Source organism: Microbacterium sp. 67-17 (genome assembly GCF_001898325.1).
Lineage (GTDB): Bacteria > Actinomycetota > Actinomycetes > Actinomycetales > Microbacteriaceae > Microbacterium > Microbacterium schleiferi.
In genome coordinates, this window is the sequence record NZ_MKTR01000024.1 from 42,979 (window position 1) to 69,302 (window position 26,324).

At 68.4% G+C, this 26,324-nt stretch carries 21 protein-coding genes and 1 pseudogene; 14 read left to right on the forward strand and 8 right to left on the reverse strand.

Annotated features, from left to right (window positions below; all coding sequences use genetic code 11):
* The first annotated feature begins 66 nt into the window (after nt 1-66).
* The 3 genes and pseudogenes from BGO47_RS10010 to BGO47_RS15125 all read left to right on the forward strand — a co-directional run bounded on the left by BGO47_RS10010 (nt 67) and on the right by BGO47_RS15125 (nt 2,430).
* Nucleotides 67-987 carry an AraC family transcriptional regulator gene (locus BGO47_RS10010; protein WP_292711471.1) on the forward strand — a complete coding sequence of 307 codons (921 nt, stop codon included), beginning with the start codon at nt 67-69 and terminating at the stop codon, nt 985-987.
* 89 nt (nt 988-1,076) lie between these two features.
* On the forward strand, nt 1,077-1,406 hold the full coding sequence (locus BGO47_RS10015) for an antibiotic biosynthesis monooxygenase (RefSeq protein WP_292711473.1): 330 nt from the start codon (nt 1,077-1,079) through the stop codon (nt 1,404-1,406).
* Between the two features lie 89 nt (nt 1,407-1,495).
* Nucleotides 1,496-2,430: pseudogene (locus BGO47_RS15125) on the forward strand (alpha/beta hydrolase).
* Here BGO47_RS15125 and BGO47_RS10030 read toward each other — a convergent pair.
* A complete protein-coding gene (locus BGO47_RS10030; RefSeq protein WP_292711478.1) occupies nt 2,415-3,833 on the reverse strand; it encodes an NAD(P)/FAD-dependent oxidoreductase in 1,419 nt (472 codons plus the stop codon). The pseudogene BGO47_RS15125 and the gene BGO47_RS10030 sit on opposite strands and share 16 nt — an antisense overlap.
* Nucleotides 3,834-4,085: 252 nt before the next feature.
* Between BGO47_RS10030 and BGO47_RS10035 the strand changes: the two genes are divergently transcribed.
* The 4 genes from BGO47_RS10035 (at nt 4,086) to BGO47_RS10050 (ending at nt 10,058) form a co-directional block, all read left to right on the forward strand.
* Nucleotides 4,086-5,609 carry an AlkA N-terminal domain-containing protein gene (locus tag BGO47_RS10035; protein WP_292712141.1) on the forward strand — a complete coding sequence of 508 codons (1,524 nt, stop codon included), beginning with the start codon at nt 4,086-4,088 and terminating at the stop codon, nt 5,607-5,609.
* Nucleotides 5,606-6,130, forward strand: coding sequence for a methylated-DNA--[protein]-cysteine S-methyltransferase (locus BGO47_RS10040; RefSeq protein WP_292711481.1), 525 nt, complete (start codon nt 5,606-5,608; stop codon nt 6,128-6,130). The genes BGO47_RS10035 and BGO47_RS10040 overlap by 4 nt, the downstream gene beginning before the upstream one ends.
* Nucleotides 6,131-6,423: 293 nt before the next feature.
* Entirely contained in the window at nt 6,424-8,247 is a 1,824-nt protein-coding gene (locus BGO47_RS10045; protein ID WP_292711484.1) for an ABC transporter ATP-binding protein, read from the forward strand.
* Complete coding sequence (locus tag BGO47_RS10050) at nt 8,244-10,058, forward strand: ABC transporter ATP-binding protein (protein WP_292711486.1); 1,815 nt, start codon at nt 8,244-8,246, stop codon at nt 10,056-10,058. Before BGO47_RS10045 ends, BGO47_RS10050 begins: the two co-directional genes overlap by 4 nt.
* A gap of 218 nt (nt 10,059-10,276) precedes the next feature.
* On the opposite strand, the gene BGO47_RS10055 is transcribed toward BGO47_RS10050, so the two are convergent.
* On the reverse strand, nt 10,277-10,729 hold the full coding sequence (locus tag BGO47_RS10055; protein WP_292711489.1) for a GNAT family N-acetyltransferase: 453 nt from the start codon (nt 10,727-10,729) through the stop codon (nt 10,277-10,279).
* 132 nt (nt 10,730-10,861) lie between these two features.
* Here BGO47_RS10055 and BGO47_RS10060 point away from each other — a divergent pair, with 132 nt between their 5' ends.
* Nucleotides 10,862-13,081 carry an NADP-dependent isocitrate dehydrogenase gene (locus BGO47_RS10060; RefSeq protein ID WP_292711492.1) on the forward strand — a complete coding sequence of 740 codons (2,220 nt, stop codon included), beginning with the start codon at nt 10,862-10,864 and terminating at the stop codon, nt 13,079-13,081.
* A 257-nt stretch (nt 13,082-13,338) separates the two neighbouring features.
* On the opposite strand, the gene BGO47_RS10065 is transcribed toward BGO47_RS10060, so the two are convergent.
* Together BGO47_RS10065 and BGO47_RS10070 are read right to left on the reverse strand one after the other, a co-directional pair.
* Nucleotides 13,339-14,259: a BadF/BadG/BcrA/BcrD ATPase family protein gene (locus BGO47_RS10065; protein ID WP_292711494.1), complete on the reverse strand. Its 921-nt coding sequence runs from the start codon at nt 14,257-14,259 to the stop codon at nt 13,339-13,341.
* Nucleotides 14,256-15,230, reverse strand: coding sequence for an acetylxylan esterase (locus BGO47_RS10070; protein ID WP_292711497.1), 975 nt, complete (start codon nt 15,228-15,230; stop codon nt 14,256-14,258). The genes BGO47_RS10065 and BGO47_RS10070 overlap by 4 nt, the downstream gene beginning before the upstream one ends.
* Before the next feature lie 188 nt (nt 15,231-15,418).
* Here BGO47_RS10070 and BGO47_RS10075 point away from each other — a divergent pair, with 188 nt between their 5' ends.
* The 6 genes from BGO47_RS10075 to BGO47_RS10100 all read left to right on the forward strand — a co-directional run bounded on the left by BGO47_RS10075 (nt 15,419) and on the right by BGO47_RS10100 (nt 21,593).
* Complete coding sequence (locus BGO47_RS10075; RefSeq protein WP_292711500.1) at nt 15,419-16,615, forward strand: ROK family transcriptional regulator; 1,197 nt, start codon at nt 15,419-15,421, stop codon at nt 16,613-16,615.
* 79 nt (nt 16,616-16,694) lie between these two features.
* Nucleotides 16,695-17,963: an extracellular solute-binding protein gene (locus tag BGO47_RS10080; protein WP_292711503.1), complete on the forward strand. Its 1,269-nt coding sequence runs from the start codon at nt 16,695-16,697 to the stop codon at nt 17,961-17,963.
* 74 nt (nt 17,964-18,037) lie between these two features.
* On the forward strand, nt 18,038-19,009 hold the full coding sequence (locus tag BGO47_RS10085; protein WP_292711506.1) for a sugar ABC transporter permease: 972 nt from the start codon (nt 18,038-18,040) through the stop codon (nt 19,007-19,009).
* Nucleotides 19,006-19,848 (forward strand): carbohydrate ABC transporter permease, encoded by an 843-nt coding sequence (locus BGO47_RS10090; protein ID WP_292711508.1) that lies wholly within the window; start codon nt 19,006-19,008, stop codon nt 19,846-19,848. The genes BGO47_RS10085 and BGO47_RS10090 overlap by 4 nt, the downstream gene beginning before the upstream one ends.
* A 43-nt stretch (nt 19,849-19,891) precedes the next feature.
* The gene (locus BGO47_RS10095) at nt 19,892-20,821 is read left to right on the forward strand and encodes an ROK family protein (RefSeq protein WP_292711510.1); all 930 of its coding nucleotides are present in this window, start codon (nt 19,892-19,894) and stop codon (nt 20,819-20,821) included.
* Nucleotides 20,814-21,593 carry a glucosamine-6-phosphate deaminase gene (locus tag BGO47_RS10100; RefSeq protein WP_292711513.1) on the forward strand — a complete coding sequence of 260 codons (780 nt, stop codon included), beginning with the start codon at nt 20,814-20,816 and terminating at the stop codon, nt 21,591-21,593. Before BGO47_RS10095 ends, BGO47_RS10100 begins: the two co-directional genes overlap by 8 nt.
* Before the next feature lie 40 nt (nt 21,594-21,633).
* On the opposite strand, the gene BGO47_RS10105 is transcribed toward BGO47_RS10100, so the two are convergent.
* The 4 genes from BGO47_RS10105 to BGO47_RS10120 all read right to left on the reverse strand — a co-directional run bounded on the left by BGO47_RS10105 (nt 21,634) and on the right by BGO47_RS10120 (nt 26,259).
* The gene (locus BGO47_RS10105; RefSeq protein WP_292711516.1) at nt 21,634-23,001 is read right to left on the reverse strand and encodes an FAD-linked oxidase C-terminal domain-containing protein; all 1,368 of its coding nucleotides are present in this window, start codon (nt 22,999-23,001) and stop codon (nt 21,634-21,636) included.
* Nucleotides 22,998-23,375 (reverse strand): YrdB family protein, encoded by a 378-nt coding sequence (locus BGO47_RS10110; RefSeq protein WP_292711519.1) that lies wholly within the window; start codon nt 23,373-23,375, stop codon nt 22,998-23,000. The genes BGO47_RS10105 and BGO47_RS10110 overlap by 4 nt, the downstream gene beginning before the upstream one ends.
* Nucleotides 23,376-23,545: 170 nt before the next feature.
* A complete protein-coding gene (locus BGO47_RS10115; protein WP_292711521.1) occupies nt 23,546-24,706 on the reverse strand; it encodes an amidohydrolase family protein in 1,161 nt (386 codons plus the stop codon).
* Nucleotides 24,703-26,259, reverse strand: coding sequence for a family 20 glycosylhydrolase (locus BGO47_RS10120; protein WP_292711523.1), 1,557 nt, complete (start codon nt 26,257-26,259; stop codon nt 24,703-24,705). The genes BGO47_RS10115 and BGO47_RS10120 overlap by 4 nt, the downstream gene beginning before the upstream one ends.
* Nucleotides 26,260-26,324 lie beyond the last annotated feature (65 nt).

Here is a 26,324-nt window from a genome sequence, read left to right on the forward strand (position 1 = left end):
GCCTATTCCTGCACAATGGGACATGATCGTGCGCCCAGGAAAGGCTGCGCGTGCTTAGATCGGGCCATGTCACTGGCCGAATTGCGCACGCTCATCTCACGCCACGCCGACCGCGGTGTGACGACCACGGCGATCCCCGGAGTCCTCGTCGCCCGAGTCGACTCGTCCGAGGCGCAGGAAGACACGTCGACCGGGAGCATCCTCGCCGTCGTTGCGCAGGGAAGCAAGCGCCTCTCGGTGGGGGACGCCGTGCACGACTACGGCCCCGGAGACTATCTGGTCACCTCGATGGAGCTGCCCGTGTCGGGGCGGTATCGCGATGCGACTCCCGAGCATCCCGCCCTTGGATTCGGTCTCGAGCTGCGTCCGGATGTCATCGCCGAGCTGCTGCTCGATCCTGCGTCGGCGAGCTTCGCGAGGCCCAGTCGGGGAGACAAAGCGCCGCCCGCCGTGGCCGTCGGTGTCGCCGACAATCGGATTCTCGATGCCGTGGTTCGGATGCTTCGCCTGCTCGATCATCCTCGAGACATCCCCGTCCTGGCTCCGCTGATCGAACGCGAGCTGCTCTGGCTTGTCATGTCGGGCGAGAACGGCGACAGTGTTCGCCAGCTCGGCTTGGCTGACAGCAGCCTCAATCGCGTGCGGCACGTGGTGCGGTGGATGCGTGAGCGCTACAGCGAACCCGTGCGGGTGGAAGAGCTCGCGCACCGGGCGAGCATGAGCACCTCTGCCTTCCACCGCGCGTTCCACGCCGTCACCGCGATGAGTCCGATCCAGTACCAAAAGAGCATCCGGCTGCAAGAGGCGCGCCTACGTCTGCTCGCCCACCCCGCAGACATCGCGGGGACCGCCTATGCGGTCGGCTACGAGAGCCCGTCGCAGTTCAGCCGCGAGTATCGCCGCCAGTTCGGCGCACCCCCGAGCCTCGACGTCTCGCGGCTGCTCCAGTCAGCGGGGTCGTCGGTCAATCTCGCGCCGGTCATCTGAGGCCGCGGTCGGCGGTGCGTCGAGGATCAGGCAAGATCCGGACGGGAATCCTCTACAGTCTGGAGGCGTCGTGGTGGCTGGATGGAGGCATGACACAACCACCTGTTACCTACGGATTCTCGGCAACCATGACCGCTCGGGCGGGGCTTGGCGACGAGCTCATCGCGCTCGTCCTGTCGGGTCTCGACGAGGGGAACCCCGCCGCGAGCGAGTACTGCCTCGTTTACCTGGTGAGCCGCTCTGCCACGAATCCCGATGTGATCCACCTGATCGAAGGATGGACCAGCGAAGAAGACCACCACCGGCTCTTCGCAAGCGAAGCCGCGAAGGCGCTCGTCGCCCGATTCTCCGAGTTGCTCGAGGGAGAGTCCTCGTACGGCGATCTGGTTCCGGTCGGCGGCAAGGCGGTCTTCGCGTGAGCGCCCGGCCCGCACTCGACCCGGAGCTCGCCGAGCTTCTCGCGTCGCTGCCCGAGTTCGCCCCGCTCAGCGCCGAAACGCTTCCGCTGATGCGGCCATACGCGAGTGCGCCGGTCGAACCGTTGCTTGCGACGCGCGATGTCGAGCGCCGTGAAGAGGTCATCGTCGGCCAGGACGGCGCATCCCTTCCCCTCACCGTGATCTCCCCCCGGCGTCCGACGAACGCGGCGCCCGGTGTGCTCTGGCTCCACGGCGGCGGGATGGTGATGGGTGACCGCTTCTCGCAGCTCGACATCCCGCTGGAGTGGCTTGATGAACTGGGCGCCGTCGTCGTGTCGGTCGACTACCGCCTGGCGCCCGAGGCATCAGGAACCACGATCGTGGAGGACGGCTATGCCGCGCTGACCTGGATGGTCGCCCATGCCGCTGAGCTGGGCATCGACGTGGACCGCGTCGTGGTCGCCGGGACGAGCGCCGGCGGCGGCGTCGCGGCGGGAGTCGTGTTGCTCGCCCGCGACCGCAAAGCCCCCGCGGTCGCCGCGCAGGTGCTCATCTGCCCCATGCTGGATCACCGCAACGAGACGGTCTCGTCGCACCAGTTCACGACCCAAGCGTGTGGTCGCGTGAATCGAACGCGTTCGCATGGGGCGCCGTGCGGGGCGAGGACTCGTCCGGTGACGTGTCGTTCTACACCTCGCCCGCAATCGCACCAGAACTCTCGGGGCTGCCGCAGACCTACGTCGACGCGGGATCTGCCGAGGTGTTTCGTGATGAGTGCGTGAACTACGCGAGTCGCCTCTGGGCTGCGGGAGGCACCGCGGAGCTGCACGTCTGGTCGGGCGGGTTCCACGGGTTCGATGCGCTCTATCCGGATGCCGCGCTCTCGCGAGCCGCGCGCAGCACCCGCACGGAGTGGCTCCGTCGGGCGGTCGAGCGCCAGACCGAGCGAACGACAGGGGACACGGCATCGCGGGGCGCGGCGCTAGACCCCCGCCGGGAAGCGCTCGCTCAGGGCCGGCCGTAGGCCTCCAGCCAGCGAAGCCACACTTCGCTCACTGTCGGGTAGGAAGGCACCGCGTGCCAGAGCCTGCTCAGCGGCACCTCACCGACGATCGCGATCGTGGCCGAGTGCAGCAGCTCAGCGACATCCGGCCCCACAAAGGTCGCACCGACCAGCACCTCGCGCTCGCGGTCGATGACTGCGCGTGCCCGGCCGCGGTAGTCATCCGAGGCCGTGGAGGCGCCGGCGATCCAGGAGAGGTCGTAGTCCAGCACGCGGATGTTGATCCCCGCCGCTTCCGCGCGTTCGGCGGTGAGGCCGACCGAGGCGACCTCGGGGTCGGTGAAGGTCACCTGGGGGACGTGGTGGTGATCGGCGGTGGCGACATGGGTGCCCCAGCGGGACGTGTCGACGTGGGAACCGCGCGCGCGAGCGGCGATGACATCGCCCGCGGCGCGCGCCTGGTACTTGCCCTGATGCGTGAGGAGCGCGCGGTGATTGACGTCGCCGACCGCGTACAGCCAGTCGGTGCCCTGGACGAGCATCGTGTCGTCCACGTCGAGCCAGCCGCCCGGCTTCAGATCGACGGTGTCAAGGCCGAGGTCAGCGGTGCGCGGCGCCCTTCCGGTGGCCACGAGCACCTCGTCCGCCGTGACGGACGTCCCGTCTGACAGGGCGAGGGCGCAACCGTTCGCGTCTCGGGATGCCGAAACAACGTCAACCCCCGTGATGACCCGGGCGCCCTGCGCCGTGAGCGACTCGGCGACCATCTCGCCCGCGAACGGCTCCATACCGCCCAGCAGCCCGGACCGCGCGATGAGGGTCACTGCGGTGCCGAAACTCGCGTAGGCCGTGGCCATCTCGCACCCGACGACTCCGCCGCCGATGATCGCGAGCGAGGTCGGCGCCGAGCGGGCGCTGGTCGCCTCGCGGCTCGTCCAGGGTTCGATCTCGCGCAGCCCCGGGGTGCTCGGCAGCAGTGCAGCCGACCCGGTGCAGACCGCGACGGCGTGGGTGGCGATGAGGTCCACGACCTCGCCGCCGGACCCGGTGACCTCGACCCGCTTGCGGCCCGCGATCCGGGCGTGCCCCCGCACGAGGTCGATCCCCGCGCCCTCGAGCCACTCGACCTGTGACGCGTCGTTCCAGTCGTGCGTCATCCGGGTGCGGCGGGCCAGGGCTGCTGCCACATCGACGCCGCCGGTAACTGCCTGCTTTGCGCCATCCACCGCTCGAGCAGCCCGCAGCACCGCACCGCTTCGCAGTAGGGCTTTCGAGGGCATGCACGCCCAGTACGAACATTCGCCGCCGACGAGTTCGCTCTCGACGATGGCGACCCGCAGGCCCCCCTGCACCGCCCGGTCGGCAACGTTCTCCCCGACGGGCCCTGCCCCGATCACCACAAGGTCGTACTCGCGTGCGCTCATATGCCACGGTAACCCGCGGGCCCGGGCACCGCGCCAGAGAGTGGGCCCGAATTGTCGTGCACAGGCGAGAAAGTGGGCGCGAATTGCCGCATCCGCCCCGCAAGGCGACAAGATGCGCCCACTGTTCGCGCGCGCGGTGGCCGCAGCAGCGTGGGAGGAGCCTCAAGGGGATGGCCCGGATGCCTCTGCTGCCGTGTCTGATTTCCGCTAGAGCGCGGGGGAGCGGCGTGACAGGCTTGACGCGTGCTCTCGATGACCTTCGACGAACGGTATGCCGCGATCCAGTCGCGCGATGCCCGCTTCGACGGTCAGTTCGTCACCGCGGTCAGCTCGACGGGGATCTACTGCCGGCCCAGTTGTCCGGCCCGCACGCCCAAGCCTGCCAACGTCACCTTCTACCCGACCAGCGCCGCTGCCCACGAGGCAGGTTTTCGCGCCTGCAAGCGGTGCCTGCCCGAGGCAGCTCCCGGCTCCCCGGACTGGGACGTGCGTGGCGACGTCGCGGCGCGGGCCATGCGACTGATCGCCGACGGGGTCATCGAGCGCGAGGGTGTTCCAGGGCTCGCTCGTCGCCTGGGCTACTCGCCGCGGCACCTCACGAGGCTGCTGACGGCAGAACTCGGCGCCGGCCCGCTCGCGCTCAGTCGTGCGCAGCGAGCACATACGGCACGGATGCTGCTCGTGGGCACCGCGATGCCGGCATCCGACATCGCGTTCGCGTCGGGGTTTGCGAGTGTGAGGCAGTTCAACGACACGATCCGCGAGGTCTTCGGCCTCACCCCGCTCGAGGTGCGCGCTCGCCGCCCAGGCACCGAGTCAGCCGGGGGAGTGATCGACCTCGCTCTCCCCGTGCGAGGACCCTTCGACGCCGACGGTGTGTTCGCGTGGATGAGCGCGCGGGCGCTGCCGGGCGTGGAGGTATCGGGGGAAAGATCCTTCGCGCGCACGGTGCGATTGGCTTCGGGCCCGGCATGGTTCGAGGTGCGAGCGGATGCCGGAACTGTGCGCCTGCGCGCCGCGGTGGCCGCTCTGCCCGACCTTGCCTCCCTCGTTGCTCGCGTGCGTCGAATCTTCGACCTCGATGCCGACCCTCTCGCGATCGACACCGCGCTCTCGCGTGATCCGCACCTCGCGCCGCGGGTGCGGGCCATTCCCGGCATCCGTGTTCCCGGCGCCGCTGACCCGCACGAGATGCTGATCCGCGCGATGGTCGGCCAGCAGATCAGCGTCGCCGCCGCGCGCACGGCCTTGACGGCGCTCGCCGACGCTCTGGGCGAAGAGGTGCCGGGGCCCGATGGGCTGACCCGGCTGTTCCCGACGATGACGGCGATCGCCGATCACGGCGGCGAGGTGCTGCGGGGGCCGGGGGCCCGCATCCGGTCGATCACCGGCGCCGCGGCAGCCCTCGCCGACGGGAGTCTGACTCTCACGATCGCCGATGACGGCACCGAGCAGCGCCGCGCCCTGCTGGCTCTGCCGGGCGTTGGGCCCTGGACTGCCGACTACGTTCGTATGCGGGTCCTCGGCGATCCCGATGTGTTCCTCCCCGGGGATGTCGCGCTGCGCACCGGAGCTCAGGCCCTCGGCATCCCCGCGGACCGGCTCGAGGCGTGGGCTGCCACTGCGGCGCCGTGGCGCAGCTACCTGAGCGCGCACCTGTGGCGCGCCGTGCCACCGCGTCTCAGCCGAGCATCGACGCCGCGCACCCGCCCGACCGCCCCAATCCCGCCTGACCCCGCCGTCCTGCCCGCGCTCGCCGAGGAGATCCCGACATGACCGACACCGCCGTTCTCGAGTTCATCGACACCCCCGACGGCCCGTTCGCGATCCTCGTCGCGGATGACGGTGCGGTGCTGTCCTCCGGCTGGACGGACTCGCCGGAGCGGATCGTCGAGCGCATCCGCCCGGACCGCCGTCCCGCGCAGGTGCGGCGGGGAACGACGGATGCCGCAGCCGCTGTCCGCGCGTATTACGCAGGGGACCTTGCGGCGATCGATGACGTGCCGGTCCGGCAATTCGGTACACCGGGGCAGGTCGCCGGATGGGCCGCGCTTCGCCGAATCGTACCTGGAGCGCCGCTGTCGTACGCGACGTTCGCCGCGGCGCTCGGTCATCCCACGGCGGTGCGCGCAGCGGCATCCGTCTGTGCTCGCAATGCCCCCGCGCTGTTCGTACCGTGCCACCGCGTGCTGCGGGCCGACGGAAGCCTCGGTGGCTTCGCGTGGGGTCTGGAGGTCAAGCGATCTCTGCTGGATCGGGAGAATCCGTCCTTGCTTTCAGCCGACTCCCAGGCATAGTCTGGAGGGCTGCCGCGTCGTGCGGCCGCCCGTATGCCAAGGAGGATGCCATGTATCAGATCGCTGTCGTCGCGAGCACTGTCGTCCTCATCGCCGCGGCGCCGCTGCGTCACCGGGGCCCCGCAACGGCGCACTAGCTCGCCCGTCGCCGACCTCACCGGTCGCGGCATACTCTCGGCGCCGCCTGCGTTGTCGACAACGGCATCGCACGCTTCGCATCAGCGCTCCCCTGACCCGGAGCTGCCCTCCCCGCCTGCACACCCGCGGCTTCGCTTCGCCCTCCCACAAGGACCATGACCGTTACGCCTTCTTCTCCCACGCACCACCTGTCGACCCTTCGCGCCCTGGGCCGGCTGCTCCCGTTCGCCCGGCCGGTGCTGCCTCGCCTCGTCCTCGGCGCGGCAAGCGCCATGCTCGCCTCGGTGCTGGCCCTCATGTTCCCGCTCGTTCTCGAGGTGATCGTCGGCGGCCCGATCGCCTCCGGAGACCCCGGCCAGATCGCTTGGGGGGCAGCGGCGATCCTCGCCCTGGGCCTTGCCGAGGCGGCAATGGTGTGGGCACGCCGCTGGTTCGTGCTCGCTCCCTCGACACGCGTCGAGTACGAGCTGCGGACGACGTTCTACCAGCGCCTGCAGCGACTGCCCGTCGCGTTCCACGACCGCTGGCAGTCCGGTCAGCTGCTCTCGCGGATGATGCAAGACATCAGCATCATCCGTCGCTGGCTCGCGTTCGGTCTCGTGCTGCTGGTGGTCAACGTCCTCACGATCATCGTCGGCGCGGTCCTGCTGTTCCAGTGGCACTGGTTGCTCGGGGCGATCTTTCTGGTCACCTCCGCGCCACTCTGGTATGCCGGATACCGCTTCGAGAAGCGATACGGAACTCTCGCTCGCCAGTCGCAGGACCAGGCCGGTGACCTCGCCACCTCCGTCGAGGAGAGCGTGCACGGCATCCGCGTGCTCAAGGCTTTCGGTCGCGGATCGCATGCCCTGCAGAAGTTCGCTCGGCAGGCTGAGACCCTGCGCGAGACCGAGATCCACAAGGCGCGCGCTGTCGGGCTGATCTGGTTCTGGCTGATCCTGCTTCCCGACATCGCATTCGCTCTCGCACTCGGTGCGGGTATCGCGCTCATCCAGATGGGCCAGCTGAACGCCGCTGAACTGATCGCATTCTTCGCGATGGCGACGGTGCTGCGCTGGCCCATGGAGTCGATCGGGTTCCTCTTCTCGTTCCTGCTGGATGCCCGCACGGCCACCGACCGCATCTTCGAGGTGTTCGATGAGGTCGACACCATCACCGACCCCGAGCAGCCCAAGACCATTGCGTCTCCTCGCGGCGAGCTGGCGTTCGAGGGCGTCCACTTCCGCTATCAGGACGCGCCGGAGAGCCAGCGCGACCTGCTCGACGGGGTCGATCTCGTGCTGCATCCCGGCGAGACGATGGCCCTGGTCGGTCTCACCGGGTCGGGAAAGACGACCCTCACGACCCTGCCGACGCGTCTGTACGACGTCACCGGCGGCCGGGTCACCTTGGATGGGGTCGACATTCGTGACCTGGCCCTCGCTGAGCTGCGTACCCACATCGGCATGGCGTTCGAGGATGCGACGCTGTTCTCGCAGACCGTGCGCGAGAACGTGCTGCTGGGCCGTGAGGATCTCGTCCCCGGGTCGCCGGAGGCCGAAGCGGCGCTGCGGGAAGCGCTCGAGGTCGCGCAAGCGAGCTTCGTCGACGACCTGCCCGACGGTGTCGACACCGTCATCGGCGAAGAGGGTCTCAGTCTGTCGGGCGGCCAGCGTCAGCGTCTGGCGCTTGCCCGCGCGGTCGCGGCAAAGCCCGCCGTCCTCGTTCTTGATGATCCGCTGTCGGCGCTGGATGTCGACACCGAGGCTCTCGTCGAGGATGCCCTGCGGCGGGTCCTCGCCGACACGACGGCCCTGGTCATCGCGCATCGTCCGTCGACTGTCACCCTCGCCGACCGCGTCGCCCTGCTCGAGGACGGGAAGGTGACGGCGGTGGGGACGCACTCCGATCTGCTCCGCGAGAGCGAGCATTACCGGTACGTCATTTCGAGCCTCGAAGACGAACAAGCCCGTATGCGGGAGAGGGAGGTGACCCTGTGAGCGCCACCGTCGTGGGAACAGCCGGTGAAGACCGGTCGGATTACACCAAGGACGAGAGTCGCGCCATCCGTCGCCGGTCGCTCCGCCTGCTCGGTTCGCTGATCTCGCCGCTGCGGTGGCAGGTCGTGCTCGCCGGTGTCGTGCTCGTGATCTCGACCGCGCTGCAGGTCGCCGGGCCCGCGCTGATCGCGTTCGGCATCGACACGGCGCTTCCGGCAGTGCTCGACGAGGCGAACTGGATGCCGACCATCGGTGTCGTCGCCGTGTACCTCGCCGCGGGGCTCGGCGGCGCGGGCCTCGTGGGATGGTTCGCGGTCGTTGCGGCTCGCCTCACGCAGGCCGTGATGCTGGATCTTCGCAAGCGCATCTTCCTGCACACGCAGCGGCTCAGCCTCGAGTTCCACGAGTCCTACACGTCGGGGCGCATCATCTCGCGCCAGACGAGCGACCTCGAATCCATCCGGGAACTCCTTGACGGTGGGCTCAACCAGCTCGTGTCGGGACTGCTGTACGGCGGGTTCACCCTCATCGCGCTGCTGCTGCTGGATTGGCAGTCGGGAGTCATCCTCGCCGTCATGGGCGTGCCGCTGTTTCTGCTGATGCGCTGGTTCTACCGGCGCTCGCAGGTCGTCTACCGCGAGTCGCGGGTCATCAGCGCGAAGCTCATCGTGAAGTTCGTCGAGACCATGACCGGCATCCGTGCCGTCAAGGCCTTCCGCAAGGAACCGCGCAACGACGACGAGTTCGGTGACGTCGCCGAGGACTACCGCGACGTGAATATGCGCTCGATCCGCCTGTTCGGCACGTTCGAGCCCGGCCTCATGGCAGTCGCCTCGGTATCGATCGCGCTCGTCGTGCTGTGGGGAGGCCTGCGGGTTGCCGACGGGGCGATCGCCATCGGCATCCTGCTGGCAAGCGTCCTGTACGTGCGGAACTTCTTCGCACCTCTGCAGGAGGTCGCGATGTTCCTGAACTCGTACCAGGCTGCCACCGCGGCGCTCGAGAAGGTCTCGGGGGTGCTGGAGGAGGAGCCGACGGTTCCCGACCCAACGGATGCCGTCGACCTGTGGACCGCGCGCGGACACGTCGCGTTCGAGGACGTCACCTTCGGGTACGCGGATGACCGCGTCATCCTGCCGCACTTCTCGCTCGACATCCCCGCAGGGCAGACCATTGCCCTGGTGGGGACGACGGGAGCCGGCAAGTCGACGCTCGCGAAGCTCGTCTCACGCTTCTACGATCCGACCCGCGGCGCCGTGACCCTCGACGGCGTCGACCTGCGGCGCCTGCACCCGAAGGACCTTCGGCGCGCGATCGTCATGGTCACGCAGGAGGCTTACCTGTTCAGCGGCACGGTCGCAGACAACATCGCGCTCGGGAAGCCCGATGCCACGCTCGACGAGATCGAGGCTGCGGCGAAGGCTGTGGGTGCTGACGCCTTTATCCGCGCCCTGCCCGACGGGTACGACACCGACGTCAACAAGCGCGGCGGCCGGGTCTCGGCGGGGCAGCGTCAGCTGATCTCGTTCGCGCGGGCATTCCTGGCAAACCCGGCGGTGCTGATCCTCGACGAAGCAACGGCGTCGCTCGACATCCCGTCAGAGCGCGCGATTCAGGATGCCCTGCAGACGCTGCTGGCAGACCGGACGGCGATCATCATCGCGCACCGCCTGTCTACGGTGGCCATCGCGGACCGGGTGCTGGTCATGGAGCACGGGCGGATCATCGAGGACGACACCCCCGAGACACTGATCGCGGGCACGGGCAAGTTCGCCCAGCTCCATGCGGCGTGGCGGGAGTCGCTCGTCTGACGGCAGCGACGCCGGGCCTGACCACCCGGGAGGAGATGTCCGTTCGGGAGGGGATGGATGCCGCGCCCGGCCCTCCCGAGCGGCCAGCCCCTCCGAAGCGAACCTGCGGCCGTCGAAAAAGGCGACGGGGCCTCGGTGGGGGAGGGGAATCCGAGGCCCCGCCGCCAGCCGACAAGCCCCTCGGGTGGGGGCTGAATACTAAGGTGGGACTCGCCGGATCAGAGCCGGATCTCGGCGATAACCTCACCGTACTCGGTTTCTCCGACCGGTGTGAAGCCCACACGCTCGAAGAATGCCTGAGGGCCCTCTTGGCCCGCACCATAGATGACGTTCACGTGATCGACCCCGTGCTCACGGGCTTCGGCGAGCAGGCTCTCTACGGCGAATCGACCGATCCCTCGCCCCTGGTCGTCGGCGTCGACGTTGATACGCCACAGCACCGAGCGGAAGTACTCCGAGACGCTGTCGCCGTCGAAGTTCGCGCTGATGAACCCGACCACGTCGTCGCCGTCGAGAACGACCCGCTGCCACATGGTCTGCGGATCCACATCTCCTGCCGCTACCTCATAGCTCTCGGGGGCGAGAAACTCTGCCTGCCCGGGCTTGAGCGACATATTGTTGACAGCTTCCACCGTGGCGGCGGACAGTTCAGCAAGTCGCAGTTCGGCCATGTCACACAGGCTAGCCGGGATGCTGCAGTTCAGCATCCCGAGGCATTCTCTTCGGGGGAATTTATCTTGATATCGAGATAGTTATCGGGGTGCGGTAGGCTTGCCCGGCGACCCGAGCGGAAAGACAGGCGAGTGAGCGAATCCACGATCATCTACACGTACACCGATGAAGCCCCGGCCCTGGCCACAGCTTCCTTCCTTCCCATCGTGCAGGCGATCACGCATCAGGCCGGTGTGGATGTCGAGACGCGTGATATCTCTCTCGCGGGCCGCATCCTTGCCGCTTTTCCGCAGCAGCTCACGCCCGAGCAGGCGGTCGGTGACGCCCTCGCCGAGCTCGGTGGGTTGGCCACCCTCCCCGAGGCCAACATCATCAAGCTGCCGAACATCTCGGCATCCATTCCGCAGCTGAAGGCCGCCATTGCCGAGCTGCAGTCGCAGGGCTACGACATCCCCGACTACCCGGACGAGCCGCAGACGATCGAGCAGAAGGATGTCCGCGCTCGCTACGACCGCATCAAGGGGTCGGCTGTCAACCCCGTCCTGCGCGAGGGTAACAGCGACCGCCGAGCGCCGCTGTCGGTCAAGAACTATGCGCGCAAGCACCCGCACCGCAACAAGCCCTTCCCCGAGGGCTCGAAGACCCGGGTCGCGACGATGGGTCACGACGACTTCAAGAGCAACGAGAAGTCGTGGGTCGCAGCACACGACGACGTGCTCTCCATCCGTCACGTCGCCACCGACGGCACCGTCACGGTGCTCAAGGAGGGACTGAAGGTCCTTCCGCGCGAGATCATCGATGCGACCTTCCTTTCGGCATCCGCCCTCGATGCCTTCCTTGCCGAAACGTTGGCCGAGGCATCCGCGGAGGACGTGCTGTACTCCGTGCACCTGAAGGCCACGATGATGAAGGTCAGCGACCCGATCATCTTCGGTCATGTCGTGAAGACGTACTTCGCGGATGTCTTCGAGCGCTACGGCGACAAGCTCGCGGCAGCGGGCCTCACACCGAACAACGGACTCGGGTCGATCCTCGCGGGTCTGCCGTCGGTCGAGGGTGGCGATGAGATCGCTGCGGCGATCGACGCCGACCTGGAGCGCGGCCCCCGGCTCTCGTACGTCAACTCCGACAAGGGCATCACGAACCTGCACGTTCCCTCGGACGTCATCGTCGATGCATCCATGCCTGCCCTGGTCCGCAACGGCGGCAAGCTCTGGGGAGTCGACGGCGGTGAGGATGACACGCTCGCCGTGATCCCGGACTCCTCCTACGCCGGCGTCTACCAGGCCGTGATCGATGACGTCATCGCGAACGGCCCGCTCGACCCCACGACCATCGGCACGGTTCCCAACGTCGGCCTCATGGCCCAGGCCGCCGAAGAGTACGGCAGCCACGACAAGACGTTCGAGATCGCCGCACCGGGCGTGGTTCAGGTGCTGGACTCGTCGGGTGAGGTGCTGCTCGAGCACCAGGTCGGCGCGGGCGACATCTGGCGCGCGACGCAGACCAAGCACATCGCGGTCATGGATTGGGTGAAGCTCGCCGTCACCCGCGCCCGAGCGACCGGGGTTCCCGCTGTGTTCTGGCTCGATGTCAACCGCTCGCACGACGCGCAGCTGATCGCCAAGGTGCACCAGGGGCTCGCGCTGCTTGATACCAAGGGCGTGCAGATCAGCATCCTCTCGCCCGAGGAAGCCACCCGGTACACCCTCGCGCGCATGCGCCACGGCCTGGACACGATCTCGGTCACCGGCAACGTGCTGCGCGATTACCTCACCGACCTGTTCCCGATCCTCGAGGTTGGCACGAGCGCCAAGATGCTCTCGATCGTGCCGCTGCTTGCCGGCGGTGGGCTGTTCGAGACGGGTGCGGGTGGTTCTGCCCCGAAGCACGTGCAGCAGCTGCTGAGCGAGAACTACCTGCGCTGGGATTCGCTCGGCGAGTTCTTCGCGCTCGCGGCATCCCTCGAGCACCTCGCCGACACGACCGGCAACGCGCGGGCCAAGATCCTCGCCGACACACTGGATGCCGCCACGGGCACCTTCCTCGAGAACGACAAGTCTCCGGGTCGTGCGCTGGGCACCATCGACAACCGCGGCAGCCACTTCTACCTCGCCCTCTACTGGGTGCAGGAGCTGGCCAAGCAGACAGAGGATGCCGAACTTGCGGCGATCTTCGCGCCGGTTGCCGAGAAGCTCACTGCTGAGGAGGCGACGATCGTCGCGGAGCTCAACGGAGCGCAGGGGTCGCCGGTCGAGATCGGTGGCTACTACCGCCCGAACGGCGAACTGGTCAACGAGGTCATGCGACCGTCAGCGACCTTCAACGCCGTCATCGACGCGCTGCGCTGAGCCGGACTCCATCTCGACCCGGGCCGCTTCCGCTCTCGCGGGGTGGCCCGAGTCGTTTCCGGTATCCGTCGCGGCATCCGCGCTCGCGACCGAAGCACTTCTTCGGGTGCGTCGCACGCATTCCTTGCAGGCATCCGCCGCGTCTGGCAGGCTTCGGTCTCACAGATTTCGGTCGCGCTGTTTTGCGGGGCGAGGTGCATCACACCCGCATCAGGGCGCGACCGAACGAAAGGGTTTGGACGCGATGGGGCTGGGAGCTAGGCGCGGGCTGACCAGGTCAGGGGTGCGAGCGGGTGATCGGCGGGGAGGTCGATGAGCGCCTCGACGCCGTCGATGCCGATCCCGGCGGGCTCGACGACCCGGGCATCGGGCCGCTCGGCCACCAGTGCCCGCGTGAACTCGTCGCGCAGAGCCTCGGACCGGAAGACCCCGCCGATCGTGCACACGGCCGGCTCCGCGTCGACGCGACGCAGTGCGGTCAGTGCACTCTCCGCCAGCAGATCGCCGGCGCGCCTCAGGATGTCGAGAGCCACGGCATCGCCGGCGTCGCCCGCCCGTGCGACCTCAGCCGCGAAGGATGCAACGATGCTCACCCGAGCGGGATCGGCCTGCAGGTCGATGTAGGCCTGTTCAAGGTCTGGCCAACGATCCCGCACCACACCGGTGAGCGCGGTCGCGGCGCCCCGGCCGTCGTGGTCGCGCATCGCGGCGACCAGCGCTTCACGGCCGAGCCAGAAGCCGCTGCCGGCGTCGCCCATGAGGTAACCCCAGCCGTCGACGCGCGCGGCGCCGCTCGGGCCGACTCCCAGAGTCACGACACCCGTCCCGGCGGCCACAACGGCACCGTGGGCGATGCCGCGGGCCCCGAGGTACGAGGTTGTCGCATCGTGCGCGATGACCGCGTGCGCGGCCCCGGCGCTGCGCGCCAGCGCTGCGAGGGCGTCCGGAGTCGTCTCCCCGTCGGTGAGCCCGGAGATCCCCGCGGCAAGGTGACGGATGTCGAGTTCGAACTCGTCGGCGATCTGTCGTGCTGCCACGCTGATCTGCGGGAGCACCGGCTGGTCGGTGCGAACGCCGGGCAGCAGGGCCTCACCGACGGATTGGTCAGTGCGCACGCGCACCTTCATGCCGGTCTGGCCGGCGTCGATCGCGACGACGGCAGCGGTGCGAGAGCTCACTGGATGCCCAGTTCAGCGAGGAACGCGGCCTGCTGGGTCCACTGGTGCGCACCGCCGCCCTCGTGGTCGTTGAACTCGTAGGCCACGATGCGCTTGGTTTCGTGAGCGAACGCGTTGAAGGCCGCATACACCGTCGAGGGTGGGCAGGTGAAGTCCATGAGTGCGACCGAGAAGAGCCCCGGTGCACTCGCACGGCGTGCCATCGAGACGCCGTCGAAGTAGCTGAGCGTCGCGAAGGTGCGTTCGCGGGCGTTCCGGTGCACGCTCAGGTACCGGACGAGCTCCTGATAGGGCTCGCGATCGGTCAGCCCGACGGCGCGGGAGAAGTGGCAGAGGAAGGGCACGTCGGGCATGACGGCGACGAGCCCCTCCGAGAGTGCGCCCGCGGCCAGGGCGATGCCGCCGCCCTGGCTTCCCCCGGTGACTGCCACACGAGCCGCATCGATCTCGGGAAGAGCACGGATGGCGTCGACCGCGCGGACGGCATCGGTGAACACCCGGCGGTAGTAGTAGTCGGCGGGGTCTTGGATGCCGCGGGTCATGTATCCGTTGGTGGCTGCCCCGGTGCCGTGCGGGTCGGGAGTCTCTCCGCCCGCCCCCCATGTCGAGCCCTGGCCGCGCGTGTCCATGATGAGGTGCGCGTAGCCGGCTGATGACCACGCGAGGCGCTCGGAGGGGAGGCCGCGTCCGCCTCCGTAGCCGATGTATTCGACCACCGCGGGAAGCGGCTCGGTCGTGCCGGTCGGCAGCAGCAGCCAGGCCTTGATCGGGTCACCGCCGAAACCCGCGAACGAGACATCGAGCACGTCGACTGACCGCAGCGCCGAATCGACAGGAGTGAGGCGCGGTTCCCATCCCGCGAGGCGAGACTCCTCGATCGTGGCGTTCCAGAAGGCATCGAAATCCGACGGCTCGCTGATCTGCGGGGCATACGCCTCGAGCTCAGTGGGGGAGAGGTCGAAGTAGGGCACGCGTGTTCCTTTCCTCGGGCGGGGGATCGCCCATCGCATGTTACGGCTCTTGCCGCGCAGGCGTGGGCTGGAAGGCCCGGGGAAAGCCGAGGTTGCGCCGTCGGACGGATGTAACGGTTTTGTAAACTGTCCGTTCAAATCCGGGAACCCGCTTGCAGTTCTTTTGTTCGTAAGGTCTACTAACAAACATGACTGCATCGGAAGTGCAGCGCGGCTCTTCCACGGGGCCTGCGCACACCCAGACGGCCCCAGGCGCCTCGGACGCGGTGCCGCGCCGCGGTCTTCGCCGGGTGAAGGTGCTTCCTGAGCACGCCCGCGCGCACAACCGCTCACTCGTTCTCCAGACACTGTTCCATGACGGCGCGATGAGCCGAGCTGACCTCTCCCGGGAGACGGGGCTGACGCGCGTCACGATCTCCGACCTCGTCGCCGAACTCATCGGCGACGGCTTGGTCGCCGAACTCGGCATCCGCGAAGCTTCTGGTCCGGGCAAGCCCGCGATGGTCGTCGATCTTGACCGCGCAGGTCACCGGATCCTCGGTATGGACCTCTCTGGTCCCGACAGGTTCCTCGGCGCCATCCTCACCCTTGACGGCGACATCGTCGCCCGTCACGAGATCCCGGCCCCGCGCGGGGCGGAGGATGCGCGGGATGCCGTGATCGAGCTGGCTCGGCGCCTCGTCGCCGATGCCCACGCGCCGATCCTGGGGATCGGCGTCGGGTCACCCGGTGTCGTCGACAACGACGGTGTCGTGCTCAGTGCTCCCGGTCTCGGCTGGACGCAGTTGCCGCTTCGCAGCATCCTCGAGGACGCGCTCGCTCTGCCGGTTCTCGTGGCAAACGACGCGAATGCCGCCGTCCTCGCCGAGTACACGTTCGGTGGTGCGGGAGACGACGTCGTGCTCGTGAAGGTCGGACGCGGCGTCGGGTCGGGACTGATCTCGGCTGGCCAGCCCATGCGCGGTGCGCACTTCGCTGCGGGTGAGATCGGACACGTCACCGTCGGTACCGACGGCGGCCCACAGTGCGCGTGCGGCAAAGTCGGATGCCTCGAGGCATGGCTGTCGGTACCCGCGCTGACCGCACGCATGGCCGATGCCGAGACACCCGGCGACCGCGAGCAGCAGCTGCGCGATGCCGGTGAACGCCTGGGCATTGCGCTCGCCCCGATCGTCGGCGCCCTCGACGTGTCGGAGATCGTGCTCTCGGGCCCCGACGAACTTCTCGCCGGTCCTCTCGCAGAGGCAACGGTCGAGACGATCCGCACCCGCACGCTCGCCCGGTTCCATGACGGCGTGCGCGTTCGGATGACGGCGCAAGGCCAGGACATCGTCCTGCGCGGCGCAGCCGTCATGGTCCTGTCAGGCCAGCTCGGGGTGTCGTGACCGTCGCCCCAACAATTCCCCCCACCGGATAGGTCGCCCGACCTCTTCCGAAACCAAGAGAAACACGAAGGAAGACACCATGAACAGAAAGCTCGGAGCCGTCGCCCTCGTCGGTGCCTCAGCTGTGGTCCTCGCCGGCTGTGCCGGCGGTGGCACCCCGAACGACACCCCCGAAGCAGCGGAACTGCGCGTCTGGTTGGTCGGCGCCGATACCCCGCAGGAGGCCCGCGACTACCTCGTGACGACCTTCGAAGACGAGAACCCCGGCAGCACCCTGGTCATCGAAGAGCAGCAGTGGACCGGCCTCGTCGACAAACTCACGACGAGCCTGTCGAGCAACGACAGCCCCGACATCGTCGAGATGGGTAACACCCAGGCTCCCGCGTTCACGTCCAGTGGCGCGCTGCTCAGCCTGTCCGACATCGAGGATCAGCTTGGCGGCTCGGACCTCCTCCCGGGCTTCGTCCAGGCCGGCAGCTGGGATGACACCCTCTACGCCGCCCCGTACTACTCGGGTTCGCGCGTCGTGTTCTACAACACGGCCATGTACGAGCAGGCTGGCGTTGCCGTGCCCACCACGCTCGATGAGTACGTCTCCAACGGCGTCGCGCTCGCGGAAGCGTTGCCGGGCGTCTCGGGGGTCTACTTCCCAGGCAAGGACTGGTACAACGCCCTGCCCTTCATCTGGGAGAACGGTGGCGAGATCGCCGTACAGGGCAGCGACGGCACCTGGGAGGCTCAGCTGTCGAGCCCGGAATCGCAGGCGGGCCTCGCTCAGGTGCAGGAGCTCATGACGAAGGCATCCTTGGCTCCGAAGGACGGCGACGAGGCCGAAGGCTGGGTGCCGTTCCGCACGGAGCAGTCGGCCACGTACTCGGCGCCGAGCTGGGCGTACTGGTCGATCATCGCGGATGAGGACCAGGCGGCGACTCCCGTGGCCGACATCACCGGCTACTTCGCGCTGCCGGGCACGGAGGGCGGGGCCGCTCAGGTCTTCGCGGGCGGCTCGAACGTCGGTATCTCGGCGAAGTCGCAGAACCCGGAGCTGGCGAAGTCGGCGCTGGAAATCATGCTTTCGGATGAGTACCAGACCATCCTCGCCGGTGCCGGGCTCGTGCCGGCGAAGGTCTCGCTCGGCGACAAGGTAGCTGCCGCAACGCCGGAGCTTGCTGCCGTCATCGCCGAGGCTGCGGCCAACGCGAAGCTCACCCCGGCATCGCCGAACTGGGCTGATGTCGAAGCTCAGGGCATCATGCAGGACCTGTTCGTGAACATCGCGAACGGCGGCGACATCGCGACGCTCGCAACCGACGCCGACGCGAAGATCACCGACATCCTCAACGGCTGACACCTCGAGCGGGGACGCTCTGCACCGTCAGGGCGTCCCCGCGTCACGTCTCCCTCTCTGTCAAAGGACGTTTCATGACCACCGTCACCGCACCCGCCGCTTCGGCGTCGCCGGAGACAGCGGGTCCCGGCGCTCGCGAGCAGTCCCCGCGTCGTCGGCGCTTCCCCTGGGCACCGCTGGCGCTGCTGACGCCGGCGCTCATCATGCTCGTGGTCTTCATCGGCTGGCCGCTCGTGCAGCTGATCGTGATGTCGTTCCAGGAGTTCGGTCGGGCTCAGATCTTCGGCGCCCCGCCCGGATTCGTCGGACTCGACAACTACGTCGCTGTTCTGACGGATGCCGAATTCTGGGCGGTCCTTGCTCGCAGCATCGCGCTGTGCATCGTCAGCGTTATCGCCACGATGGTGCTCGGCATCCTCGTCGCGGTGCTCCTGACCAAGCTCGGTGCCGTCATGCGGACTGCCGTCTCTGTCGCACTGCTGCTTGCCTGGGCGATGCCGGCCCTCACCGCCACGATCGTGTGGGGCTGGATCTTCGACACCCAGTACGGCCTGGTCAACTGGGTTCTCACCCGTGTCACGGGAACGGACTGGACGGGCCACAGCTGGCTCATCGACCCGGTGAGCTTCTACGCGGTTGCCGCGATCATCATCACGTGGGGTGCAGTTCCCTTCGTCGCTTTCACCGCCTACGCGGGATTCACGCAGGTTCCCGATGAGGTGATGGAGGCTGCGTCGCTGGACGGAGCATCGGGGTTCGCGCGGTTTCGGCTCATCGTCGTCCCGTACGTCCGCTCGATCCTGCTGGTGCTGCTGATCCTGCAGATCATTTGGGATCTGCGCGTGTTCGCCCAGATCTACGCCCTCCAGTCGATCGGCGGGGTGCGTGCAGAAACCAACACGATCGGCGTCTACATCTACAGCGTCTCGATGGCATCGGGTGATCTCGGGGCAGGCGGTGCCATCTCGGTCATCCTGGTCGCGATCCTGCTGCTGATCTCGGGGTCCTGGATTCGCACGATGCTGCGACAGGAGGAACAGGCATGAACGCCCGGCCCCGGCGGCGCTCCGCCCGCATCCTGCTGAACATCGCGGCCCTCGTCGTGATCGTCTTCTCGGTCTTCCCCGTCTACTGGATGGTCAACACGTCGCTCCTGCCGGCATCCGCCGTGCGCTCGGCGGAGCCGCACTGGTGGCCCGACCAGTTCACACTCTCGAACTATCAGACCGCCCTTGGTGATGAGGGTCTGGTGACGGCGCTCGGAAATTCGGTTGCGGTCACGGCGATAACCCTGGTCGCGGCACTGGTGTTCGCCTTCCTCGCGGCGCTCGCCGTCTCGCGCTACCGATTCCGCAGTCGGCGGTCGTTCATCATCGCGATCCTGGTCGTGCAGATGATCCCTGCCGAAGCGATGATCATCTCGGTGTTTCGGATGCTCGACGGCTGGTACCTCATCAACACGATCATCGGTCTGAGCTTCGTCTACATCGCCTTCGTCCTGCCGTTCACGATCTGGACGCTTCGCGGGTTCGTCGCGGGAGTCCCGGTGGAACTGGAAGAGGCCGCGATGATCGACGGATGCAGCCGCGCCGGCGCGTTCTGGCGGGTCACGTTCCCGCTGCTGGCGCCCGGACTCATCGCCACCGGTGTCTTCGCGTTCATCCAGGCGTGGAACGAGTTCGTGTTCGCGCTGGTGATCATGACTCGCCCGGAGTCTCTCACCCTCCCGATCTGGCTTCGCGCCTTCGTGCAGGCAACCAAAGCCACAGACTGGGCAGTCGTGATGGCAGCCTCCACGATCATGGCCATCCCCGTCATCGTGTTCTTCCTGCTCGTGAACCGCCGCATGACCGGGGGGCTTGTCGCCGGAGCGGTCAAGGGCTGATGACCATGTGCACCACCCACCCGCTCTGGATCGGAGGCGGGCGATGAGACTCGGCCTCGATGTCGGAGGAACCAAGACGGATGCCGTCGCCGTCGCCCCGGACGGCGCCATCGTCGCTCGCACGCGCCTGGCGACGGGGTGGGGACCGGATGCCGTCGTTCAGACGATCCTTGCCGCGGTCTCCGGTCTGTGCGCCGACCCCGCGCTCGCTACGGCCGACATCCGGTCTGTGGGGATCGGGATCCCCGGCCGGATCGAACCGGGGTCGGGGCGGGTCGAGCACGCCGTCAACCTCGGTGTCGAGACGCTCGATCTTGCAGCCGCTGTTGCGCCGGCGCTCGGCGTCCCCGTGCGCGTCGAGAACGATGTGAAGGCCGCCGCGCTCGGCGCCGCCTCGCTGCGGGGCGGGACGCAGTCGATGGGGTATCTGAACCTCGGGACGGGCATGGCAGCTGCCGTTGTGACAGACGGGGTGCTGTGGCGCGGCGCGCGAGGCGGAGCGGGAGAGATCGGGCATCTGTCGATCGATCCGGCAGGTCCCGTCTGTCGCTGCGGCCAACGCGGGTGCATCGAGGCTCTTGCCGGCGGTGGCGCCGTGTCAGCCCGGTGGGGCAAGCCCGGTGCGCTTCCGATTCGAGACATCTTCGACGCGGCAGATGCGGGTGATGCGGCGGCCGTGCGCCTGCGTACCGACCTCGCCCGAGGTGTCGCTGCCGCCATCCGGGTGCTCGTGCTCACGGCGGATGTCGACACTGTCGTTCTCGGCGGCGGCATCACGGCTCTGGGAACTCGGCTGGAGGCGCAGGTGGCCGCGCAGCTGGAGACAAGTGCCCACGAGTCGGCGTTCCTGCGATCGCTGCAGCTGGTCGATCGCGTTGAGATCCTTCCCGTCGGCGCGCCCGCCGCGGCGCTCGGCGCGGCACTCATCGGAGCTGAAGCGGCAGACGAGAGAGAGGTTCTTTCCCATGGCTGAAGTGGTCATCGTCCCCAGCCCTCAGGCTGGCGGGCAGCTGGTAGCGAGCGAGATTGCGCGGCGGATTCGCGCGACGCCCGATTTCGTGCTCGGTCTCGCGACGGGCTCGACGCCGCTCCCCGTCTATGAGGCACTGCGCCCCGCGCTGGCCGGTGTTGACCTGTCAGCGGTTCGCGGTTTCGCCCTCGACGAGTACGTGGGGCTCGATCCCGCGCACCCGCAGAGTTACCGGACGGTCATCACGCGCGAGGTGGTCGAGCCGTTGGGGCTGGACCCGGCGCGCATCCGGGTCCCCGATGGGCGTCTGGAGACGATCGCGTACGCCGGCGAGGTCTACGAGGCGGCGATCATGGATGCCGGTGGCATCGCGCTGCAGATCCTCGGGATCGGCACCGACGGTCACATCGGTTTCAACGAACCGGGCTCGTCGTTCGCCTCCCGCACGCGCGTCAAGACACTCACCGAGCAGACGCGGGCTGACAACGCGCGCTTCTTCGCCTCGCCAGACGAGGTCCCGATGCACTGCATCACGCAGGGGCTCGGCACGATTCTCGAGGCAGACCACCTCGTGCTCCTCGCGTTCGGGAGGTCCAAGGCGGCGGCCCTCGCGGCAGCCGTCGAGGGCCCGGTGTCGGCATCCGTTCCGGGTTCTGCGATTCAGCTGCATCCGCACGTCACGGTGGTTGTCGACGAGGATGCCGCGAGCGAGCTCACCCGCGCGGAGTACTACCGCTACGCTTACGCGAACAAGCCGGCCTGGCAGGGTTTGTAGGCCGAACGGGACGAGGTCTTCGGCCGTGGCACGGTGCTACTCACGGCGCGAACACCTTGCCGGGGTTGAGGATCCCCTGCGGATCGAAGACGCGCGCGATCTGGCGCTGCAGCTCCCACTGGTCGTCGCCGAGTTCGTCGGCCAGCCACCGGCGCTTGAGTACCCCGATGCCGTGCTCGCCGGTGAGGGTTCCGCCGAGATCGAGCGCGGCATGGAACAGCTCGTCGGCGGCTTCCCAGATCGCTGCGGGTACGTCGGGACCGTCGAAGATGAAGTTCGGATGCAGGTTTCCATCGCCCGCATGCGCGACAGTGGGGATCACGAGACCGTAGCGGCGCTCGATGTCGGCGATGCGCGCGAACATCGTCGCGAGCTGCGATCGAGGCACCGATACGTCTTCGATGAGAGTCGTACCCAGGCGCGCCATGGCGGGATGCACCGACCGGCGGATCGCGAGAAGTCGCTCGCCCTCGTCGCGGTCGGTGGACAGGGCGACGACGCCTCCCGCTGCCTCGAGGACAGCGGTGATCGCCACCGCGTCAGCTGCCGCCGCAGCGCCATCGGTCTGGATCGTGACGTGCGCGGCGCCCGGGGTCGGCGCGGCGAGGCCGAGCAACTCGTGGATGGCTGTCAGCGCTGCGGCATCCAGCAACTCCATGATCGCCGGTTGCAGTCCCGCGGCGGTGACAGCGCTGCACGCGCTCGCGGCGGTGCCGACATCCGTGAAGGTCGCAGCGATCGTGCACACCTCGCCCGGCACGAGCCGCCGGAGCTTCAGGGTCGCACCCACCACGACACCGAGAACGCCTTCGGAACCGATGACGAGGGAGGTGAGGTCGAGCCCCGTCACGCCCTTGACCGTGCGGTGGCCGAGGTGCAGCAGGCGCCCGTCGGCGAGGACGAGGTCGATGCCGAGGACGGCATCCCGCACCACACCGTATTTGGCGCACAGGAGGCCCCCGGCGCCGGTGGCGATGTTCCCACCGACGGTGGAGACGTCGCGGCTTGCGGGATCCGGTGCCCACCACAGGCCCTGTTCGGCGAGCGCGCGGTTCAGGTCGGCGTTCAGGATGCCGGGCTCGACCACGGCCAGCAGGTCGTCGGGTCGCACCTCCAGGATGCGGTCCATCGCCCGAACCGAGAGGGCTATCTCGCCGGGTCCGGCGTTCGCGCCGCCGGCCAGGCCCGTCCCCGCTCCTCGGGTCACGACCGGAGTTCCCGTGGCAGATGCGATGCGCAGCGTCGTCTGCACGTCTTCGACGCTGCGGGCGTGCACGACGGCGAGGGGTCGACCCGCGCTGGCGTGCCCGGACTTGTCGGCGCGGGCAGCTTCGAGCGAGGCATCCGTCGTGTCGAGCGCGTCGCCGAGTTCGGCGCGCAACCGCGCGAGGACCTCCCGGTCGCTCATGCCAGCCGGCGCCGCCCGGCGATCACGCCGACGGTGACGGCGATGACCCCGAAGATCAGGCCGACCCACACGAGGCCTACGCTCCACCACGCGATCGTCGCCGAGACATACACGAGCAGCTCAACCACCGCCCGCAGGAACGGATGCACGACGATCACCGCTCGGGGCGAGACGAACAGTGCCCACAGCAGGATGGCGAGCACCGGCGCCACGATGCCCGCGACGATGTTCCAGGGGAAGGGCCAGGCCGCGAAGCCCCAAAACGCGAGCGTCCCGAACGCGAAGAGCTCGCACAAAACGGCGAGCACGTCGACCACGCTGAGCGCCGGGCGGGTACCTGCGGGCGCGCTGGACGGGGTCGCTGATTCGGGCATGATTCCAGTCTAGGCCGCGTGGGTTGGGCGCATCTGGTCGCTCCTGTCGTGCCCCGCGCGTCGTCCTGTGCGCAGCGTGAGCGCGTGTGGTCGCTACGACGGCATAAAGGTGGGCCCGAATTGTCGCTTCTGGGCTGGGATGCGACAGTTCGCGCCCACTCTCCCGTGCCTCAGCGCATGCGGTGGCCATCGAGCCACACTGCGCACGGATCGAGTCCGGCGTTCAGTAGCACGGCGTCGGCCGCGTGACCGGTGCGCAGGCTGCCGTGGCGATCCGCCACACCGATCGCAGCCGCCGGGGCGCGGGTAAGCGCATCGAGGGCCGAGGGCAGGTCGACGCCAGCCTTGACGGCCACGCGAAGCGCGGCATCCTGCGTGAGGGTCGACCCCGCGATTGTGCTGGTTCCCGCAACGCGTGCCACCCCGTCGACGACCTCGACATCCAGTTCACCGAGCCCATACCGGCCGTCACCGACGCCCGCCGCGGCCATGGCGTCGGTGATGAGCGCGATCCGTCCCGGCGCCGCGGCGAACAGGATCCGGATGAGCTCGGGATGCACGTGTACGCCGTCGGCGATGACCTCGAGCGTCACGCGAGGGTCGGCGGTGGCCGCACCGACCGGCCCCGGCGTGCGATGGTGCAGGGGAGGCATCGCATTGAACGCGTGGGTCAGGATGCTCGCGCCGGCCTCGAACGCTTCGCGAGTTGCCTCGAGATCGGCATCGGTATGGCCGACGGCGACCGCGACACCAGCCTCCCGAAAGGCGAGGATCGCCCCGGATGCTCCCAGCAGCTCTGGCGCCAGGGTCACCTGCCGGATCGTCCCGGAACCGGCCGCCAGCAACGTGGCGACGGCGTCCGGCGTTGCCGTGCGCAGAGCGGCGGGGTCGTGCGCGCCGCGGTGGCCCGGGTCCAGGAACGGGCCCTCGAGGTGGGAGCCGAGGATGCCGGCATCCGTCTGTGTCATCGCTGCAATCCGCGCGACCTGTGCGGTCAGGTGCTCGAGCGAGCCCGAAACCAGCGAGAGAACGGCCCGCGTCGTGCCGTGTGCCAGATGCAGCGCGCGGGCTGCCCGGATGTCTGACTCACCGCCCTCGAACGAGTATCCGCCGCCGCCGTGACCGTGGATGTCGACGAACCCCGGCACCAGCACGGCGCCCCGACCGGCGAGCTCCCGCGCGTCGATGACCGTCGCCGCGGCGGCGCGCGCCCGCCAGGTCGCTCCCTCTCCCACCGCCGCGACAGTGCCGCCTTGCATCTCGACCCAGGCGTCGCGGGTCTCAGCGCCGTCCGAGACGAGCCGCGCGCTGTGGATGATCGTGGCGCTCACGATGCCTCCTCGTCGTGCCACGGGATCTCGGGCGAGCGGCGGAAATGGATGCCGAGGGCGGCCCACAACCGAGCGAGCCCGCCGACCCTTTCGCGGAACGACTCCCAGGTACGCAGGGGGTGCTCGCCGGTTGCCGGCGACCACGCGGCTTCGGCTGCAGCAGCGATCCTCGGGAACATCAGTGTGTCGATGTCGTCGGGACTGCGCACGGTTTCGGTCCACAGGGCGGCCTCGACACCCAGGATGTCGCGCTCGGCCACCCCGTCGAGCACCGCTCCCGGCTCCCACGCGTACGCGCGTTCGACGCTTGTGACACCGTTCGCCCAGGTGAGGCCCAGCTCCGAGTCCACGGCATCCTTCATGTCGAGGTAGACCGCGTCGGCAGGCGACAGGATCAGGCGCCCGCCGCGCGCGACGAACCCCCGGGCCTTCTCGTCCATACCGTCGATGGGCGAGACGAATCCCCAATACTGGCCGATCGTTCCGGGATGCAGGTCACTGGCCGCACCGGCCTCGTGCCACATCACGGGCACTTTCCCGGCATCCGCGACGATGCGCGACGCGAGGCTCACGAACGCGGCGTAGTCGCCTGGATCCGTGCCGAGGGCCTCATCCCCTCCGACGTGAAGGTAGGGTCCGGGAGTCATCGCGGCGAGGTCGGCGACGACATCCGTCACGAAAGCCTCGGTGGCAGGCGTGCCGATCCGCAACGATGAGAAGCCGACCGCGATGCCCTCGTAGGGCTGGCCCGCGACCGGAAGGGTGCTGCCGTAGGCCTCGACGACCTCGCTGATGTGCTCCGAGAGCACGGGAGCCTCGACGATGTCGGGGTAGGCGAGGCCGACCGCGTGAGTGTGTCCGGGGAGGTCGATCTCGGGGACGACGGTCATGTGGCGGGCGGCGGCATACGCCACGATCTGGGCGTAGTCCTCGGCAGTGTAGAAGCCGCCGGCATCCCCACCGATGGCGCTACCGGATGCAAGCATGGTCAGCTCCGGGCGCGAGGGGATCTCGATCCGCCACCCCTGGTCATCGCTCAGGTGCAGATGGAGGTGGTTCAGCTTGAGTTGCGCGGCTCGGTCGATAACACCGAGCACCACCTCGACGGGAAAGAAGTGGCGCGCGACATCGAGCATGACGCCCCGGTACGCAAAGCGCGGCGCGTCGGCGATCTCCACGGCCGGGATGCGCCATACGTCGTCGATCTGCTCGATCACCTGCGCCAGTGTCTGGATGCCGTAAAACAGTCCCGCAGCGTCAGAACCGGTCACCTCGACGCCATCTGCCGAGGCGATCAGCCGGTAGGACTCGGGAGTGTCGGCATCCGTGACCGCTAGCGAGATGCCGGGACCTGTCGCGGTGGAATCGAGGCTGACCTCGCCGTTCGTTCGCGCAGACACGAGGTTCGTGAGGATGCCGATCACGGTCCGGTCGCCGGTGACAGCGGTCCGCGCTCGCAGCGTGAAACCCGGTCCCTCGCCCGCTACCACGTCGCGGGGGAGCGGCACAGGCCAGGCGGAGGCGGCTGCATCGCGGGGCTGGGTCCCGGTCATGTAAAGAGTCCTAACAAATAGCGTTGAAACACTCTATCAACCGCCCTGTCGCGGATCGAGGGCTG

Excerpts from the sequence above, each read along its gene's own strand:
- BGO47_RS10010 (WP_292711471.1), top strand. The coding sequence starts at position 67 with ATGTCACTGGCCGAATTGCGCACGCTCATCTCACGCCACGCCGACCGC.
- BGO47_RS10015 (WP_292711473.1), top strand. The coding sequence starts at position 1,077 with ATGACACAACCACCTGTTACCTACGGATTCTCGGCAACCATGACCGCT.
- BGO47_RS10030 (WP_292711478.1), bottom strand. The coding sequence starts at position 3,833 with ATGAGCGCACGCGAGTACGACCTTGTGGTGATCGGGGCAGGGCCCGTC.
- BGO47_RS10035 (WP_292712141.1), top strand. The coding sequence starts at position 4,086 with ATGACCTTCGACGAACGGTATGCCGCGATCCAGTCGCGCGATGCCCGC.
- BGO47_RS10040 (WP_292711481.1), top strand. The coding sequence starts at position 5,606 with ATGACCGACACCGCCGTTCTCGAGTTCATCGACACCCCCGACGGCCCG.
- BGO47_RS10045 (WP_292711484.1), top strand. The coding sequence starts at position 6,424 with ATGACCGTTACGCCTTCTTCTCCCACGCACCACCTGTCGACCCTTCGC.
- BGO47_RS10055 (WP_292711489.1), bottom strand. The coding sequence starts at position 10,729 with ATGGCCGAACTGCGACTTGCTGAACTGTCCGCCGCCACGGTGGAAGCT.
- BGO47_RS10075 (WP_292711500.1), top strand. The coding sequence starts at position 15,419 with ATGACTGCATCGGAAGTGCAGCGCGGCTCTTCCACGGGGCCTGCGCAC.
- BGO47_RS10080 (WP_292711503.1), top strand. The coding sequence starts at position 16,695 with ATGAACAGAAAGCTCGGAGCCGTCGCCCTCGTCGGTGCCTCAGCTGTG.
- BGO47_RS10085 (WP_292711506.1), top strand. The coding sequence starts at position 18,038 with ATGACCACCGTCACCGCACCCGCCGCTTCGGCGTCGCCGGAGACAGCG.
- BGO47_RS10090 (WP_292711508.1), top strand. The coding sequence starts at position 19,006 with ATGAACGCCCGGCCCCGGCGGCGCTCCGCCCGCATCCTGCTGAACATC.
- BGO47_RS10095 (WP_292711510.1), top strand. The coding sequence starts at position 19,892 with ATGAGACTCGGCCTCGATGTCGGAGGAACCAAGACGGATGCCGTCGCC.
- BGO47_RS10100 (WP_292711513.1), top strand. The coding sequence starts at position 20,814 with ATGGCTGAAGTGGTCATCGTCCCCAGCCCTCAGGCTGGCGGGCAGCTG.
- BGO47_RS10105 (WP_292711516.1), bottom strand. The coding sequence starts at position 23,001 with ATGAGCGACCGGGAGGTCCTCGCGCGGTTGCGCGCCGAACTCGGCGAC.
- BGO47_RS10110 (WP_292711519.1), bottom strand. The coding sequence starts at position 23,375 with ATGCCCGAATCAGCGACCCCGTCCAGCGCGCCCGCAGGTACCCGCCCG.
- BGO47_RS10120 (WP_292711523.1), bottom strand. The coding sequence starts at position 26,259 with ATGACCGGGACCCAGCCCCGCGATGCAGCCGCCTCCGCCTGGCCTGTG.